The sequence below is a fragment of the Stenotrophomonas sp. LST15-1-1.1 genome (assembly GCF_040815575.1).
Classification (GTDB): domain Bacteria; phylum Pseudomonadota; class Gammaproteobacteria; order Xanthomonadales; family Xanthomonadaceae; genus Stenotrophomonas; species Stenotrophomonas lactitubi_B.
Window position 1 is genome coordinate 171,799 of record NZ_JBFPNJ010000029.1, and the last position, 15,803, is coordinate 187,601.

The following is a 15,803-nucleotide window of genomic DNA, read 5'->3' on the forward strand; positions in this document are numbered from 1 at the left end:
GATTCAATTTTTCGTGAGGTATCCACGCCGGTCCCGCGCCACAATGCGGGCAGCCTCCCCACTGGCCTGACCCTGCCGATGTCCGCCAAACGTGTCCTGATCGTTGAAGACGATGCCCATATCGCCGACCTGCTGCGCATGCACCTGGGTGATGAGGGCTATGAAGTCGCACACGCCGCCAGCGGTGACGCTGGCCTGCACCTGATCGAACAGGAAGGCCCGTGGGATGCACTGGTACTGGACGTGATGCTGCCGGGCGTGGATGGCCTGCAGGTCTGCCAGCGTGCACGCGCGATGGCGCGCTATGTGCCGATCATCATCATCAGCGCGCGTGGCAGTGAAACCCAGCGCATCGTCGGCCTGGAACTGGGCGCGGATGACTACCTGGCCAAGCCCTTCTCGATGCCGGAACTGGTAGCACGCGTGCGTGCACTGCTGCGCCGTGCCGAAGCCATGGCACAGAACGCGCGCATCGATGCTGGGGCGATCGAACTTGGTGGGCTGCGCCTGGACCCGGTCGCGCGCACCGCCGCCGTCGATGGCAATGCACTGGAACTGACACCGCGTGAGTTCGAACTGCTGCTGTTCTTCGCCCGCCACCCGGACCAGGTCTTTGCGCGGATGGAACTGCTCAACCAGGTCTGGGGCTACCAGCACGATGGTTACGAGCACACGGTCAACACCCACATCAACCGCCTGCGCAGCAAGATCGAGACCGACCCGGGCAACCCGCGGCGTCTGCTGACGGTATGGGGGCGCGGCTACAAGCTGGTCGACCCGGCCGGGGCGGCAGCATGATCAAGCCGAACCTGTGGCAGAAACTGGCACTGGTGATGTCGGCGCTGATGCTGACGTGCTGCATGGCGCTGCTGGCCTGGCAGATGCGCACCAATACCCGCCATGAGCAGGAAGTGGTGCAGCGGCTGTCGCTGGGCTTGGCCGAGCACATCGCCCAGCGCAGTGAGCTGATGGACACCAGCGGCATGCGCGATGCGGCGGTGCGCGCCTTGTTCGGCCAGCTGATGGCGGTCAACCCCAGTGTCGAGGTGTACCTGCTGGACGACCAGGGCCGCATCCTCGGCCACGATGCGCCCAGCGGCCACCTGATGCGCAACCAGGTGGACGTGGCACCGCTGCGGCGCCTGCTGTCCGGCGCGCCGCTGCCGATCCTCGGTGACGATCCGCGCAGCACCGATGGCCGCAAGGTGTTCAGTGTCGCGCCGCTGGTGGTGCAGGGGCGCCAGGCCGGCTACGTGTATGTGGTGCTGGTGGGCGAACACCGGCAGATGCTGGCCGATGACCTGGCCGCCGGCAGCCAATGGCACACGACGCTGTGGTCGGTGCTGCTGATAGGCGGGCTGGGCCTGCTTGCCGGCCTGGTGGCCTTCTACTGGGTGACCCGGCCGCTGCGCCAGGTCACCCGGCGCATACAGGCCTTCGACATCGACGCACCGACGCCGCTGCCGGCACCGGTACCGCTGCGTGCGGGTGAGCGCGATGAACTGAAGATCCTCGAACATGCCCATGCACAGATGGCCCAACGGCTGGGCGAACAGTGGCAGCAGCTGCGACAACAGGACCTGCAGCGCCGCGAACTGGTGGCCAACATCTCGCATGACCTGCGCACACCGTTGTCCTCGCTGCACGGTTACCTGGAAACGCTGGCGTTGAAAGAAGCCACGCTGTCGCCGCAGGAGCGTCGTCGCTATCTTGGTATCGCGCTGGCGCAGAGCGCCAAGGTCGGTCGTCTTGCCCGGGCACTGTTCGAACTGGCGCGGCTGGAGCACGGTGAAGTGCGGCTGGAGTGGGAGGTGTTCGCGCTGCCGGAGCTGCTGCAGGACGTGCTGCAGAAATTCGAATTGGCCGCGCAGGCACGCGGGCAGCGCCTGCATGCTGAGTTCCCGCCGGGTCTGCCGCTGGTACGCGCCGATCTCGGTCTTGTGGAGCGCGTGCTGACCAACCTGCTCGACAACGCGCTGCGGCATGCGCCGGACGGTGGCCGCGTGCAGGTGCAGCTGTCGGCGCTGCCCGACAGTGTGCAGGTCGCCGTGCAGGACGATGGCCCTGGCGTGCCGCCGACGCTGCGTGGGCAACTGTTCCAGGCACCGGCCGCACTAGGCGCGCAGCGTGGCGAAAACGGCGGGCTCGGCCTGCTGATCGTGCAGCGCATCGTGCAGTTGCATGGTCGTCGTATCGAGCTGCGCGAAAGCGAACAGGGCGCGCTGTTCGTGTTCGCCTTGCCACGCGCGGATGCGGAGACGAACTAGACGTCTTCTGCCGGTGGCGCGACACCGCTTTCCATCGGCAGCAGCAGCCGGATGCAGGCGCCACCGAGCGCCGAATCGGCCACTTCCACGTGGCCGCGATGCTTGTCCGCCACCACCTGCACCAGCGCGAGCCCCAGCCCGAAACCCGGACTGGCCAGATCCAGCCGCACGTAGGGCTGCAGCACCTGGCTGCGCAGTTCGACGGCGATGCCGGGGCCGTCGTCCTCCACCTGCAGGCACAGCCATCCGTCGTTGAGCGTGCTGACAATGCGGATCTGCCGGCGCGCATAGCGCAGCGCGTTGCCCAGCAGGTTGCGCAGTGCCAGTTCCAGCATGTGCCGGTTGACGTTGACCAGCCCTGCCGGTGACAGGTCCAGCTGCACCGGTATCGTCAGTGGGGCGAACTGGTCGACCACCCCGCGCACCAGCGCGGCCAGCTGCAGGCGCTGGCGGGTGAGCTGATGGCAGCGGCCGAGTGCGGCGTACTCGACACCCGCATCGGTCAGGTGCTGCAGCCGGTCGATGTCGATGCGAAGCCCCGACAGCGCATCACGCTGGCCGTCGTCCAGTCCTGTGTCTTCCAGGTCCGCAAGGCCGAAACGCATCCGTGCCAGCGGTGTGCGTACTTCGTGTGCCACGGCCTGGGCCAGCACGCGCTGGCTTTCCAGCAGCAACTGCAGCTGTTCGGCCATGTGGTTGAACGCCTTGGCCAGCGGTCGCACCAGCGCGGTACCGGCACGCGGCGCACGGCTGTCGAGCTGGCCATCGCGCATCCGTCGCGCGGTCTGCGCCAGCTGCGAGACATCGCGCCACAGGCGGTAGACCATCACGTACATCGGCAAGGCCACCGCCACCATCAGGATCAGCAGGATGATGGCCACGCCGGAGGCCTCGCTGTCCTGCCAGCCTTCCTCGGGCAGGGCCTGGTCCAATGGTCCCAGGATCAGCGCACTGCTGCTGTTGCCGATGCGCTGCAGGCTGCGCATGCTGTCCAGCTCGATCTGCACGTGACCGTTGTACAGTCCCTGGCGCTGTTTCGCCGGCAGTATCGCGGCCGCGTCGGCCAATGGCATCAGCTGCAGCGGATAGGCGAAATCGCTGTCCAGCTGGCGCGCCAGGGCGGACCACTGCGTGGCGGGGGTTTCGGCGAATCGATGCTGCAGCATCGCGTGCGGGCCGCGCATTTCCGCCTGCAGGCTGGCCTCGGTGCGGTCTTCCAGCAGCGCATCCCAGGCCCACAACCCGAGCACGATCAGCAGCAGGTGGGCGACCAGGAAGCCGATGCCGTAGCGCAGGAAGTGGAAGGCGTGGCCACGCATGGCCGAAGATGGGTGCTTCATCCCCATGCCGATCGGCTGAACAGGTAGCCACGGCCGCGCACGGTCTTGATCCGCTCGGGCTGTTCCGGGTTGTCGCCCAGCTTGCGCCGCAGGCGCGAGATGCGCGCATCGATGGAGCGGTCCAGGCCATCGAAGGCGATGCCGCGCAGGCCGCGCAACAGGGCATCGCGGTCGAGGATCTGGCCCGCGTTGCCGGCCAGCAGGAACAGCAGGTCGAATTCGGCGGTGGTCAGCTCCAGCAGGCGGCCCTGCAGGTGCACGTTGCGGGTGGACGGATCGATGCTCAGTTCACCGAAGCGCAGCGCTCCATCGCGTGGCTCGACCCGTCGGTGGCGACGCAGGTGTGCGCGCAACCGGGCCAGCAGCACCCGCGGTTCGATCGGCTTGCCGATGTAGTCGTCGGCGCCCAGTTCCAGTCCCAGCACCTGGTCGATGTTGTCGGTGCGGGCGCTCAGCACGCAGATGATCCCGTCATAGTGGGGCCGGATCTGCCGACACACTTCGAAACCATCCTGGCCCGGAAGCCCGATATCGAGCAGGACCAGCGCCGGTTTTTCGCTGAGGATCCGGGCGATCGCGCGCTGGCCACAGCGCTCATGGGCGACCTGGTAACCGTGGCGCTGCAGGTAGTCGCTGACCATCGTGCCCAGCCGAGCGTCGTCTTCAACCAGTACGATATCCAGCATTTACAAGGCCTCCGGGGCGCTTCCGTACCGCCGTGGCACGAGCGCGGCGATGCTATCCCAGCTGTCGGGCCGCCCGGGTCCCGGGGGCGGGCGCCATTCAGCCGGGGTTGCTGGCGCACAGGCCGGGCCTCAGGCCGGGCAATGACTTGGCTGCAGCGTAGCAATCGCGTTGTTACAAAACGTTACGCAAGGCGCGCCTGCGGTGACGGTCGCTGACAGCGCTACGACTGACGTGGCGCTCGGTGGGGCCGAGCATGGCAGCTCTCCCCATCCGCGTGCCGCCCTCATGCCGTCCGCCTCCTGCCCCGTGCTTTCCCTTGATTGCCATTGCCATGGAGGCCAGCGATGAGCGGCGTGGTCGGGGCCTGGCTGCCGCCTGCCGACGACGAGCAGCTGCTGCAGCAGCTGGCGCCGATGCTGCGGGCGCTGCAGCAGCGCGGCCGCGGTCGCATCGGCTACTGGACCGATGCCGACGCAGGACTGGCCCTCGGTCATTGCCGCGCCCCGACCGACATGCCGTTGCAGCCGCTCAGTTCCAGCTGTGGGCGCTACGTGCTGTGCCTGGATGGCCGCATCTACAACAGGGCGGCGCTGCAGTCGCAGCTGCGCGATCTGCCGCGCAGCTGCACCGATGCGCGCCTGCTGCTGCAGGCTATCGTCGAGTGGGGCGTGCAGCGTGCGCTGTCGCGCATCGAAGGGGCGTTTGCATTCAGCGTATGGGACCGCCACGCGCGTGAACTCTGGCTGGCGCGCGACCCGGTCGGCGAACGGCCGTTGTACTACGGGTGGTACCAGGGCCAGTTCCTGTTCGCTTCGGAGTTGAAGGCGATGCAGGCCTTCGCCGGATTCGCTCCCAGCATCGACCAGGATGCATTGAGCCTGCTGCTGCGCCATGACTATGTACCCGCTCCGCATACCATCTATCGCGGCATCCACAAGCTGGTGGCCGGGGCGATGCTGCGCGTGGACCTCAACGACCATGCCGCCGGCGGATCAACGCAGGCGACGCAGGGAGGCCATCGCTACTGGTGCGCGCGCGATGCGATGCAATCAGCGCTGCAGCATCCTTTGCAGCCGGCGCCCAGCCTGGAGCAGGCCACCGACCAGTTGGAGGTGGTGCTGCAGCAGGCGATCGCCGCGCGCATGCATTCACCCGTAGCCTGCGGCGCGTTCCTGTCCGGTGGTACCGATTCGTCGCTGGTGGTGGCGATGATGCAGGCGCAATCGGCGTTGCCGGTCGAAGCATGGACAGTGGGGTTCGATGACCCCGGTCACGACGAGAGCGACTGGGCCTCGCAGGTCGCCCGTCACCTGGGCGTGCACCACCACCTGCACCGGATGGACAGCCGGCAGGGCCTGGATCTGCTGCAGCGCTTGCCGCAGGTCTGGTGCGAACCGTTCGCCGATGCCTCGCAGCTGCCCACTCTGCTGGCCAGCGAGCTGCTCGGCGCGCGCAAGCCAGTGGCGCTGACCGGCGACGGTGGCGACGAACTGTTCTTCGGCCATCCCAGCTATGGCCGCGCGTTGCGCAATGCGCGCCTGTGCGGTGGCCTGCCGGACTGGGTACGTGACCTTGCGCGGCGTGGCAGCAGCCACTTGAACGTCGAGCGCGGGCGGCTTGGCGGTTGGCGCGCATTGGTGGCCGAGGTGGCCGCCAACGATGTGGAAGGGCATTACCTGCAGCGCGTCACCCGCTGGCGGCAGCCGACCCAGGTGGTACTGGGCGCACGCGAGCCAGCGACGATCTTCCAGCAGCAGGACACCGCACTGCCGGCAGAGGCGCGCATCCAGCTGCTGGATTTCCGTATGGATCTGGCCGAAGGCATCCTTGCCAAGGTCGACCGCGCCGGCATGGCGGCCGGCGTGGAAACACGCTCGCCGCTGTTGGACATGGAGGTGGTGCGCCTGGCCTGGCGCTTGCCTCAGCACCTGAAGTACCACGACGGTGAGCACAAGCGGATCCTCAAGCATCTGCTGTCGCGCTACCTGCCCGCGCCGCTGGTCTATCGTCCCAAGCGCGGTTTCGGCCCGCCGATGGCGCGCTGGCTGGCTGGCCCACTGCGTGACTGGGCGGAAGCGCTGCTCGATCCGCAACTGCTGCGCAACCAGGGCTGCTTCGATGCGGTGCGCGTGCGCGCGATCTGGGAGGCGTTCCTGCGCGGCGAGCGCAAATGGCATACGCACCTGTGGAACGTGTTGATGTTCCAGGCGTGGTACCAGCACTGGCACGGCAACCGCGGGCGCTGAGTATTCCTTGCGCGACGAACTCATTCTGCGCGGCGCAGGGCGGAGGCCCTTGCGTGCGAATGTCCTCCGGCGCCGGCCTGTGGCCGTCACCTCCCCCTTTACTTCGCACGCAAGGGCCTCCGCCCTGCGTGGGGAGATCTTCGGTGGCCTCAGGGAAGCAGCGATCTGCGCGCCTGGTGCCGCAAGCCGAGCCTCGTCGGGGCGGCTAGGGGTTTGGGCAAACCTGCGCGGCGAGCGGAAATGGCATATGCACCTGTGGAACGTGTTGATGTTCCAGGCGGGGTACCAGCACTGGCATGGCAATCGCGGGCGCTGGCCGGAAGCGATCCTCAAGGGCACGGCGAATCTTGCTGGCGCAGGGCGGAGGCCCTTGCGTGCGAATGTCCTCCGGTGCCGGCCGTTGGCCGTCACCTCCCCCTTTACTTCGCACGCAAGAGCCTCCGCCCTGCGTTCGACATCTATCGGCGTCTCATTGAAAGGCTGCTGCCAGCGCGGTGTTGGGTGCCGCAAGCCGAGCCTCGTCGGGGCAGGCAGGGGTCTGGGCAAAGTAAAGGAGGAGGTGGCGGCCAACGGCCGGCGCCGGGGGACATTTGCCCAGACCCCTACCTGCCCCGACGGGGCCCTTCAGCTCGCAGAGATACCCGGACGAAGACGCGCTCCAGAATCCAGACGCCAGGCAAAAAAAGACCCGGCAGAGGGAGGGATCTGCCGGGTCCGGATTGCATGGGGGGAGGGACCCATGCAATGAGCGTGGGCGTCGCGCCAGTGGCTGTTGCCAGTCGCATCCGCCGTGCATTTGCGTTGATGCAATGCAGCATACGCCGATCATGCGGCAATGCAACAAAAAATACGAAGGCGCCGTTTCCGGCGCCTGGATTCCTTTCGGATCAATGGGTTGATCAGGCAGCAGGGCCGCGGTAGCGGCAGCCCGAGGTGCAGGTTTCGTGCACCGTGATCTCGCTCAATGCCGGCAGGACGGGCTTGAGCTCGTTCCAGATCCACACCGCCAGATTCTCGCTGGTCGGGTTCTCCAGGCCGGGGATGTCATTGAGGTAGTGGTGGTCCAGGCGGTCGTAGATCGGCTGGAAAGCCGCCTTCACATCGCCGAAATCCATGATCCACCCGGTCTGCGCACCCGGCTCGCCCTCCACCTTCAGTTCCACCCGGAAGGAGTGGCCGTGCAGGCGCGCGCATTTGTGCCCCGGCGGCACGTTGGGGAGGCGGTGCGCCGCCTCGAGCATGAAGACTTTGAAGATTTCCATGTCGTGATTGTACGCCGCAGGCGCTCGATCAGCCCGGTCCCGCGTTGTCCTTTCGTGAAGAAATACTTTCCATCCGGATGAAGAGATGATAGTTTCTCTTATATCCGTATGAAGAGATGTTATTGGCCGCGCCCCGGCCAGGCATGGATTACTGCGGAACTTACCTCGTCCTTCCACTACCTCCCCCACATCGTCATGCCCCAGCACACCCTGCTCGTGGCGGCCCTGGCCGTCGCTCTGGCCGCGCCTTTGTCTGCCGCCGCCGAAACCACCGCCGACGCCAGCGGCGAAGCCAGCACGCTGGCTGCCGTGCGTGTCACCGGCTCCAACATCAAACGCGCCGATACCGAAGCCTCCAACCCTGTGCAGGTGATCGGCCGCCAGCAGCTGGAACAGACCGGCAAGGCCACCGTGGCCGATGTGCTGCGCTCGATCTCGGCCAACACCGGCAACGCCAGCAACGAGACCACCAACAACGGTTGGGCGTCGGGCTCGGCCGGCATCGGCCTGCGTGGTCTCTCGCAGAAGAACACGCTGGTGCTGCTCAACGGCCGGCGCCTGGCCAACTACGGCTTCCCGGCCGGCGGCCTGTCGGACACCTTCGTCGATCTCAACGCGCTGCCACTGGTGGCCGTCGAACGCATCGAAGTGCTCAAGGACGGTGCATCCGCGGTGTACGGCAGCGATGCGGTGGCCGGCGTGGTCAACATCATCACCCGGCAGAACTTCGAAGGCGCCGAGATCGGCGGCAGCTTCGGTGGCGCCGACCAGGGCGGCCTGCACGAGCAGAACCTGAAGTTCGTCGGCGGTCTGGGCGACATCGACAAGGACGGCTACAACATCCTCTTCAGCCTGCAGGCCTACAACCGCGAGCGACTGGACCAGGACGAGCGCAACCTGACCAAGAGCGGCATCTACAGCGACCAGCCCGGCGGCCGCTGGAACGGCTGGTCGGCCAAGGGCGCACGCTATCTGGTCAATGGCACCTCCGTGCCGATGCTCGATGCCAACGGCAACTGCCCCACCGGCACCACGCGCGTGGCCAGCGCGCCGATCGACGGTCTGGCCGGTGACACCTGCGGCTTCAACCAGGCGCCGTTCACCACCCTGATTCCCTCGACCAAGCGCTACCAGGCCTACGCCAACGGCACCTTCCGCCTTGGCGACAACGTCGAAGCGTTCGGCGAAGTGCTGTACAGCCAGATCAAGAGCGCTGCGTGGTTCGGCAGCAGCCCCTTCTTCACCCTGGAAAGCGGTCGCTTCGCATTGAACGCGCAAACCGGCCTGGCTGAGCCGGTGTCGTCCAACCTGCCGGCCAGCAACCCGTACAACCCGTACGGCCGCGCGATCCCGATCGAATACACCTTCTTCGACCTCGGCGGCACCATCAAGACCAACCGCTCCACCGCCTACCGCGGCGTGTTCGGGCTGCGTGGCAACACCGAGAAGTGGGACTGGGAAGTGGCTGCATTCGGTGCGCGCAGCAGCGAGCGCGAAACCGTCTCCGGCGGCTTCGCCAACCGCTGGGCGCTGGCCAATGCGTTGGCGACCGGCAGCTACAACCTGCTGAACCCGGCGGCGACGCCGCAGTCGGTACGCGATTCGATCAACATCGCCACCCTGCGTCCGGCCGAGTCGGTGCTGCAGGGCATCGACGCGAAGATCTCCGGCAGCCTCGGCCACACCTGGGCCGGTGACATCGGTTTCGCTGCCGGTGCCGAATGGCGCCGCGAGAAGCTTGATTCGAACAACCCGTGGCAGATCGATGCCGGCCTGCAGGTGCGCCCGGCGATTGCCGAGGTGCACGGCGAGCGCAAGGTCAGCGCCGCCTATGCCGAGGTCAACGTGCCGCTGGCTTCGACCCTGGAATTGTCCGCCGCCGCGCGCGCCGATCATTACGATGATTTTGGCGACGCGTTCTCGCCCAAGCTCGGCCTGCGCTGGCAGCCGCTGGATTTCCTGCTGGTGCGTGCGTCCGCGTCGAAGGGCTTCCGTGCGCCGTCGCTGTCGGAGAACTCCAACAGCACCAGCATCGCCTACGGCAGCGTGGTCGATCCGCGTGATCCGGACGTGCCGGGCTCGCGGCAGAACCCGACCTTCTTCACCGTCGGCAACAGCGACCTGAAGCCGGAGCGCACCAAGAGCGTGAACTTCGGCGTGGTGCTGTCGCCGTGGGCGAACACCAACCTTAGTATCGACTACTACCGCATCCAGCTGGACAACCTGGTCGGTACCAACAACACCCAGACCCTGGTCAACGACAACGTGGCTGGTGCCGTGCAGCGCGATGAGCGTGGCAAGCTGCAGGCGGTCTACAACCGCTACCAGAACCTGAGCGAGCTGAAGACTTCGGGCATCGACGTCGAGCTGCGCCAGCGCATCCCGACCACCGCCTTCGGTGACTTCACCGTGACCTCGGCCTACACCCACGTGCGCGACTACCGGCGCCCGACCGTGGTCGGTGGCCCGTTGGTGGACTATGCCGGCAGCAACCTCGGCGCCACCCTGCCGAAGAACAAGGCCACCACCACCCTGGACTGGAAATACAGCGACTACACCGCTGCGGTGACCTGGTACTACACCAGTGGCTACGACCAGAAGGCCAGCACCGCCGCTGCCGCGGTGCAGAGCCGCGTCGACGCCTACAACCAGTTCGATCTGTACCTGGGCTACACCGGCATCGAGAACCTGACCGTGTATGCCAAGGTGCAGAACCTGGGTGACAAGACGCCGCCGTACGACGCCTCGTTCCCGGGCATCCGCGCGCCGTACGACTTCAGCCAGTACGACCTGCGTGGCCGCTACTTCACGCTGGGCTTCGATTACCGCTTCTGATCCACCCGCCGCGGCCGGCCACCCCGTGTGGCCGGTCGTGTTGCCATGTTCCAGGGGAGTCACCGTGTCCTTCCACCGCCGTGCTGTTTTTCCGCTGTTGCTCGCCGTCGCCGCCGCCGTATCGCTGGCGCCTGCGGTGCATGCGCAGAGCGCCTATTTCTTCCCGCAGACCACCGATGCAGCGGCTTTCGATACCGCCATTCCCACGCCGGAGCAGTTCCTCGGCTATCCGATCGGCAGCCGTTACACCCGCCACGACCAGCTGGTGGCTTACTTCCAGGAGCTGGCCAAGCACTCGGACAGGATCAGCGTGCGCGAGATCGGTCGCAGTTACGAGGGCCGCCCGCTGCTGATTGCCACGGTCACCGCTGCAGGCAACCACGCGCGGCTGGAACAGATCCGCCAGCAGCACGCGACCCTGGTCGATCCGGCACAGCCGCGCAGCGCCGCCGGTGACAGCCCGGTGGTGGTGTGGCTGGGCTACAGCGTGCACGGCAACGAGACCTCCAGCGGCGAAGCGGCGATGCTGACCGCGTACTACCTGGTGGCCAACCGCAGCGCGGAAACGCAGCAGTGGCTGCAGCAGGCGGTGGTGCTGTTCGACCCAGCGCAGAATCCCGATGGCCGCGACCGCGCCGCCAACTGGCACAACGCCTGGACGTCAGATCCGGCCTCGGCCGACCCGGCCGACAAGGAGCACGTCGAACCGTTCCCGCAGGGCCGCACCAACCACTACTTCACCGATCTCAACCGCGATTGGCTGGCGCTGACCCAGCAGGATTCGCGACCGAAGGTAGCGCAGTTCCACCAGTGGTACCCGAACGTGCAGATCGACTTCCACGAGATGGGCAAGGACAGCACGTACTACTTCGAGCCATCGCCGAAGAGCATGCACAGTCCGTTGATCCCGGCAGCGTCGTACGAGTTCAACAAGACCCTGGCCAAGTACCACGCCCAGGCACTCGATGCGCTGGGTTCGCTGTACTACACCGGCGAGAACTTCGACAATTTCTCGCCCGTGTACGGCTCGACCTATCCGGACTTCCACGGCGCGGTCGGTGTCACCGTCGAACAGGCCAGCTCGCGTGGTCGCGTGCAGGAATCGGTGAATGGCCTGCTGACGTTCCCGTTCACCATCCGCAACCAGGTTGCCACCGGCCTGGGCACGGTGCGCGGTGCGGTGACCGAGCGCAGCGCCCTGTTCGACCTGCAGAAGCAGTTCTTCCAGAGCGCGCTGAAGCAGGCCGCGCAGCAGCCGGTGAAGAGCTTCGTGTTCGGCGACGCGCTTGATCCGGCATTGACCCGACGCCTGCTGGAACTGCTGTTGCTGCACAGGATTGAAGTGCATGCGCTGGATCGCGCCGTCACCGTGGATGGCCAGCGTTTCGAACCAGGCAGTGCCTACGTGGTACCGGTGCAGCAGGCGCAGTTCCGCCTGGTCCATTCGATCTTCGCCGAGACCCCGCCGATCAAGGGCGACGTGTTCTACGGCAGCACCAGCTATGCGATCGCCCCGGCCTACGGCGTGGCCTCTGCCGGTAGCCGCAGCCGCATCGACGGCGGCGCCCGCGTGCTCGAGGTTCCCGCGGTACAGGGCGGAGTGATCGGTGGTGAAGCGGGCTTCGCTTATGTAATCGACTGGCGCGACTACAACGCGGGCCGGGCACTGGCCGGCCTGCAGGCCAAGGGCTTGTCCACGCGTGCCACCTTCCAGCCGTTCACCGCCAGCACCGCACAGGGTGACGTGGCCTTTGCCGGTGGCAGCATCGTGGTACCGGTCGCCGCGCAGCCGTTGCAGGGCGCGGCGCTGCAGGAAGCGGTCGCCGCCGCTGCGCGGGCAGCCGGCGTGCAGGTGCATGCGCTGTCCAGTGGCCGCAGCCGCGATGGCATCGACCTTGGCAGTGATGGCGTCAAGGCACTGCGCAAGCCAGCCGTGGCGCTGGTGATGGGCGAGGGCGTGGCAGCCACCGAAATCGGTTCGGCCTGGTTCCTGCTCGACCAGCAGCTGCGCTTGCCGGCCAGCAAGCTGGACCCGCAGCAGCTGGGCAAGGCATCGCTGGACCGCTACACCACCATCGTGCTCTCCGGCGGAACCTACACGGGCATCGATGCAACCGCGGTAGCGGCATTGAAGCGCTGGATCCAGGCCGGTGGATCACTGGTGACCTATGGCAGCGCTTCGAAGTGGGCGATCGAACAGAAGCTCGCCGACGGCGAGAAGCTGGGCAAGGACGAGGAAGCCGCAGACACCGCGCGCCGCGCATTCGGTGACCAGCGCGATATCGCCGCCATCGAGCGTGTCAGCGGCAACATCCTCAGCGCCGATGTCGATCCCAGCCACCCGTTGGGATTCGGCGTGCCGCGCCGGCAACTGGCGATCAACAAGGAGAACACGGTCATCCTGCAGCCGAGCGCGAACGGATTTTCCACGGTGGTGCGGATCGACGACACGCCGCGGGTGAACGGGTATCTGTCCGAGCGCAACCGCAGTCGCGTGGCCGGCAGTGCGTGGCTGCTGGTGTCGGCGCAGGGGCAGGGCAACGTGATCCTGTTTGCGGATGATCCGGCGCATCGCAAGTACTGGCATGGCACAGACCGGTTGCTGATCAATGCGATCTTCTTTGGGAATCTGGTGAATCCGGCGAAAGCGCGGGGTTGAGGCGTTCGGCGCCGAGTTGCTATTGAGCTTGGGAGGCAGGGGGCCTCAGTCAGGACACGCCGTAAACCCATCCATGGGGGCTCGATGGCGCCATCCATGGCGCCAACGGTCCTGCCTGAGGCCCCCTGCCTCCCATGACAGTTTCCTGCGGGCGCGGACGCATCAAACCCAGAGCGGGAGCAAAAGCAAAAAGCAAAAGCTGGAATTCCGGCTTTTGTCTTTGAATTTGAATTTGAATTTGAATTTGAATTTGAATTTGAATTTGATCCTTCTTCTCCCGGCTACCCGGCGGGACAAGAAGGCGCTGGTAATGATTGAAGTGGATGGGCGTAGGGGCCGTGCAAAACCGTGAGGCGCATGGATGCGCCGATCGAGCCCCCATGGATGGGTTCACGGCGTGTTTTGCGCGGCCCCTACGCCCATCCGCCCTCGACGCAGCACACCGCCAGCTCTCAAACCACCCGACAGCCAGCAATAAAAAAGGGACGACGCGTCAGCGTCGTCCCCCGATAAGCAGCCCCCGCGCAGCGGGAGACGCCATCCCTGTCAGCTGGAATCAGCTGGCGCGACCGCCGCCGCCACCCTGGCCACGGCCACGACCGCCACCCGTATTGGCACCGCCACCGCGACGCTGGCCCTGACCGGCACCTGCGCCCGCGCGCTGCTGGCCGTTGCCAGCGCCCTCGCGGCGGCCACCGCCGGCCTTCTTCGGGCCTGCATGTGCATGACGCGGCGCATCGCCGTGCGGACGGCGCGCGTGGGTCTTGCGCGGCACGCGCTCGCCGGTATCGGCCTCGGCCTTGCCCGGAGCACTGTTGCCCCAGCGGATCGGCACCTGCAGCTCGAAGCCCGGCACATCGCGGATGTCCATGTCACGGCCGAGCAGGCGCACGATCGCGCGCAGCAGCTTCACTTCATCCTGCGCCACCAGCGAAATCGCTTCGCCGGTCGCACCGTTGCGGCCGGTACGGCCAATGCGGTGCACGTAGTCTTCGGCCACCATCGGCAGATCGAAGTTGATCACCTTCGGCAGCTCGTTGATGTCGATACCGCGCGCAGCGATGTCGGTGGCCACCAGCACGGTGACACGGCCGGCCTTGAAGTCGCCCAGCGCACGCAGGCGCTGGCCCTGGCTCTTGTTGCCGTGGATCGCCGCAGTCTTGATGCCGGACTTTTCCAGGAACGCGGCCAGCTTGTCGCTGCCGTGCTTGGTGCGGGCAAACACCAGGGTCTGCTCGCGGCTGTCCTGCGCCAGCAGGTGCAGCAGCAGGTCGCGCTTGCGGCTGCCATCGACCGGATGCACCTTGTGGGTGATGGTCTCGGCCACGGTGTTCTTCGGCGTCACCTGGATCTGTTCCGGGTTGCGCATGAACTCCAGCGCCAACTGGCGGATGTTGTCCTCGAAGGTGGCCGAGAACAGCAGGGTCTGGCGGTTCTGCTTGGGCAGCTTGGCCAGGATGCGCTTGATCGAGGGCAGGAAGCCCATGTCCAGCATGCGGTCGGCTTCGTCCAGCACCAGCAGTTCAATGCCGGACAGGTCGATGCTGCGACGCTCCAGGTGATCGATCAGGCGGCCCGGGCAGGCCACCAGCAGGTCCACGCCGCGACGCAGGATGTCGAGCTGGTTGCCCATACCAACGCCGCCATAGATGCAGGCGCTGGGGATGCGGAGGTACTTGCTGTAACCGCGCAGGCTGTCATGCACCTGGGTGGCCAGTTCGCGGGTCGGTGCCAGGATCAGCGCGCGCGGCTTGCGCGGGCCGGTGCGCACTTCCTGCGAAGCGGTGCCCAGGTGCTGCAGCAGCGGCAGGCCGAACGCGGCGGTCTTGCCGGTGCCGGTCTGTGCGCCGGCCAGCAGGTCGCGGCCGGCCAGCACCAGCGGGATCGCCTGCTGCTGGATCGGGGTCGGGGTTTCGTAGCCCTGCTCGGCGAGCGCACGCAGCAGGAAGGGCGCAAGGCCCAGGGATTCAAAAGACATCGAGATTGCTCCAAGTACAGTTAACGCCTGTCCGAACGGACAGACGGGGGCAGATCAAACTGATCGGCTGACTCGGAGCGTTCCCGTGAACCGCGCTGCGAGAATTGGGTGCAGCCAACGCGAAGCGCAGGCTGGAATGCGTGACGAACGGCGTCGGAGTGGGGGCGGGCGATGGGGCGGACCCCTGTCGCCGGCGATCCCGGAGGGAAACGGACGGCCGCTGCAGACCCGCATAGTCTAGCGGAAGGATGAGACCTCACGCAAAACAGGCTGTTCAGGTTGGGGTTTTCCGGCAGGGCTGCGCCCTGCACCCGCCGAGGCCAAGGCAACAGCAACGGCAACGGCAACGGCAAAAGCAACGGCAAAAGCCGGCATTCCGTGGGATGGCAGGGTGGGTCCGGTTGCGGGGGACGCTGCAAGTACGTCCCTGTAAGCTCGGTCGCGCCATCCATGGCGCTCACGCCCCCGCAACCGGACCCACCCTGCCTTCGACAGATCTCCGCAATCTGCCGGGATGGCATGGCCTGCG

The 15,803-nt window shown here is 66.5% G+C and carries 9 protein-coding genes; 5 read left to right on the plus strand and 4 right to left on the minus strand.

Annotated features, from left to right (window positions below; translation table 11 throughout):
• Window positions 1–78: 78 nt before the first annotated feature.
• Window positions 79–798 (plus strand): response regulator transcription factor, encoded by a 720-nt coding sequence (locus tag MRBLST15_RS13445; protein WP_367786235.1) that lies wholly within the window; start codon window positions 79–81, stop codon window positions 796–798.
• Window positions 795–2,267: a sensor histidine kinase gene (locus MRBLST15_RS13450; protein ID WP_312704387.1), complete on the plus strand. Its 1,473-nt coding sequence runs from the start codon at window positions 795–797 to the stop codon at window positions 2,265–2,267. The genes MRBLST15_RS13445 and MRBLST15_RS13450 overlap by 4 nt, the downstream gene beginning before the upstream one ends.
• Here MRBLST15_RS13450 and MRBLST15_RS13455 read toward each other — a convergent pair.
• Both MRBLST15_RS13455 and MRBLST15_RS13460 read right to left on the minus strand, forming a co-directional pair.
• Window positions 2,264–3,607 (minus strand): ATP-binding protein, encoded by a 1,344-nt coding sequence (locus MRBLST15_RS13455; protein WP_312704386.1) that lies wholly within the window; start codon window positions 3,605–3,607, stop codon window positions 2,264–2,266. The two genes, MRBLST15_RS13450 and MRBLST15_RS13455, sit on opposite strands and share 4 nt — an antisense overlap.
• A complete protein-coding gene (locus MRBLST15_RS13460) occupies window positions 3,604–4,293 on the minus strand; it encodes a winged helix-turn-helix domain-containing protein (RefSeq protein ID WP_236510296.1) in 690 nt (229 codons plus the stop codon). Before MRBLST15_RS13460 ends, MRBLST15_RS13455 begins: the two co-directional genes overlap by 4 nt.
• 345 nt (window positions 4,294–4,638) lie before the next feature.
• Between MRBLST15_RS13460 and asnB the strand changes: the two genes are divergently transcribed.
• Window positions 4,639–6,540: an asparagine synthase (glutamine-hydrolyzing) gene (gene asnB, locus MRBLST15_RS13465; RefSeq protein WP_367786238.1), complete on the plus strand. Its 1,902-nt coding sequence runs from the start codon at window positions 4,639–4,641 to the stop codon at window positions 6,538–6,540.
• An 899-nt stretch (window positions 6,541–7,439) separates the two neighbouring features.
• On the opposite strand, the gene queD is transcribed toward asnB, so the two are convergent.
• Window positions 7,440–7,802, minus strand: a complete 363-nt coding sequence (queD, locus tag MRBLST15_RS13470; protein ID WP_100554652.1) for a 6-carboxytetrahydropterin synthase QueD — start codon at window positions 7,800–7,802, stop codon at window positions 7,440–7,442.
• Between the two features lie 195 nt (window positions 7,803–7,997).
• On the opposite strand from queD, the gene MRBLST15_RS13475 reads away from it, so the two are divergent.
• A complete protein-coding gene (locus tag MRBLST15_RS13475) occupies window positions 7,998–10,637 on the plus strand; it encodes a TonB-dependent receptor plug domain-containing protein (RefSeq protein WP_367786240.1) in 2,640 nt (879 codons plus the stop codon).
• 64 nt (window positions 10,638–10,701) lie between these two features.
• Window positions 10,702–13,296 carry a M14 family zinc carboxypeptidase gene (locus MRBLST15_RS13480; protein ID WP_367786242.1) on the plus strand — a complete coding sequence of 865 codons (2,595 nt, stop codon included), beginning with the start codon at window positions 10,702–10,704 and terminating at the stop codon, window positions 13,294–13,296.
• A 556-nt stretch (window positions 13,297–13,852) separates the two neighbouring features.
• On the opposite strand, the gene MRBLST15_RS13485 is transcribed toward MRBLST15_RS13480, so the two are convergent.
• Window positions 13,853–15,274 carry a DEAD/DEAH box helicase gene (locus MRBLST15_RS13485; RefSeq protein WP_265954594.1) on the minus strand — a complete coding sequence of 474 codons (1,422 nt, stop codon included), beginning with the start codon at window positions 15,272–15,274 and terminating at the stop codon, window positions 13,853–13,855.
• Between the last annotated feature and the right edge of the window lie 529 nt (window positions 15,275–15,803).

What these genes read in the sequence shown, in the direction of transcription:
- MRBLST15_RS13445 (WP_367786235.1), top strand. Translation starts at nt 79, where the DNA reads ATGTCCGCCAAACGTGTCCTGATCGTTGAAGACGATGCCCATATCGCC.
- MRBLST15_RS13450 (WP_312704387.1), top strand. Translation starts at nt 795, where the DNA reads ATGATCAAGCCGAACCTGTGGCAGAAACTGGCACTGGTGATGTCGGCG.
- MRBLST15_RS13455 (WP_312704386.1), bottom strand. Translation starts at nt 3,607, where the DNA reads ATGAAGCACCCATCTTCGGCCATGCGTGGCCACGCCTTCCACTTCCTG.
- MRBLST15_RS13460 (WP_236510296.1), bottom strand. Translation starts at nt 4,293, where the DNA reads ATGCTGGATATCGTACTGGTTGAAGACGACGCTCGGCTGGGCACGATG.
- asnB (WP_367786238.1), top strand. Translation starts at nt 4,639, where the DNA reads ATGAGCGGCGTGGTCGGGGCCTGGCTGCCGCCTGCCGACGACGAGCAG.
- queD (WP_100554652.1), bottom strand. Translation starts at nt 7,802, where the DNA reads ATGGAAATCTTCAAAGTCTTCATGCTCGAGGCGGCGCACCGCCTCCCC.
- MRBLST15_RS13475 (WP_367786240.1), top strand. Translation starts at nt 7,998, where the DNA reads ATGCCCCAGCACACCCTGCTCGTGGCGGCCCTGGCCGTCGCTCTGGCC.
- MRBLST15_RS13485 (WP_265954594.1), bottom strand. Translation starts at nt 15,274, where the DNA reads ATGTCTTTTGAATCCCTGGGCCTTGCGCCCTTCCTGCTGCGTGCGCTC.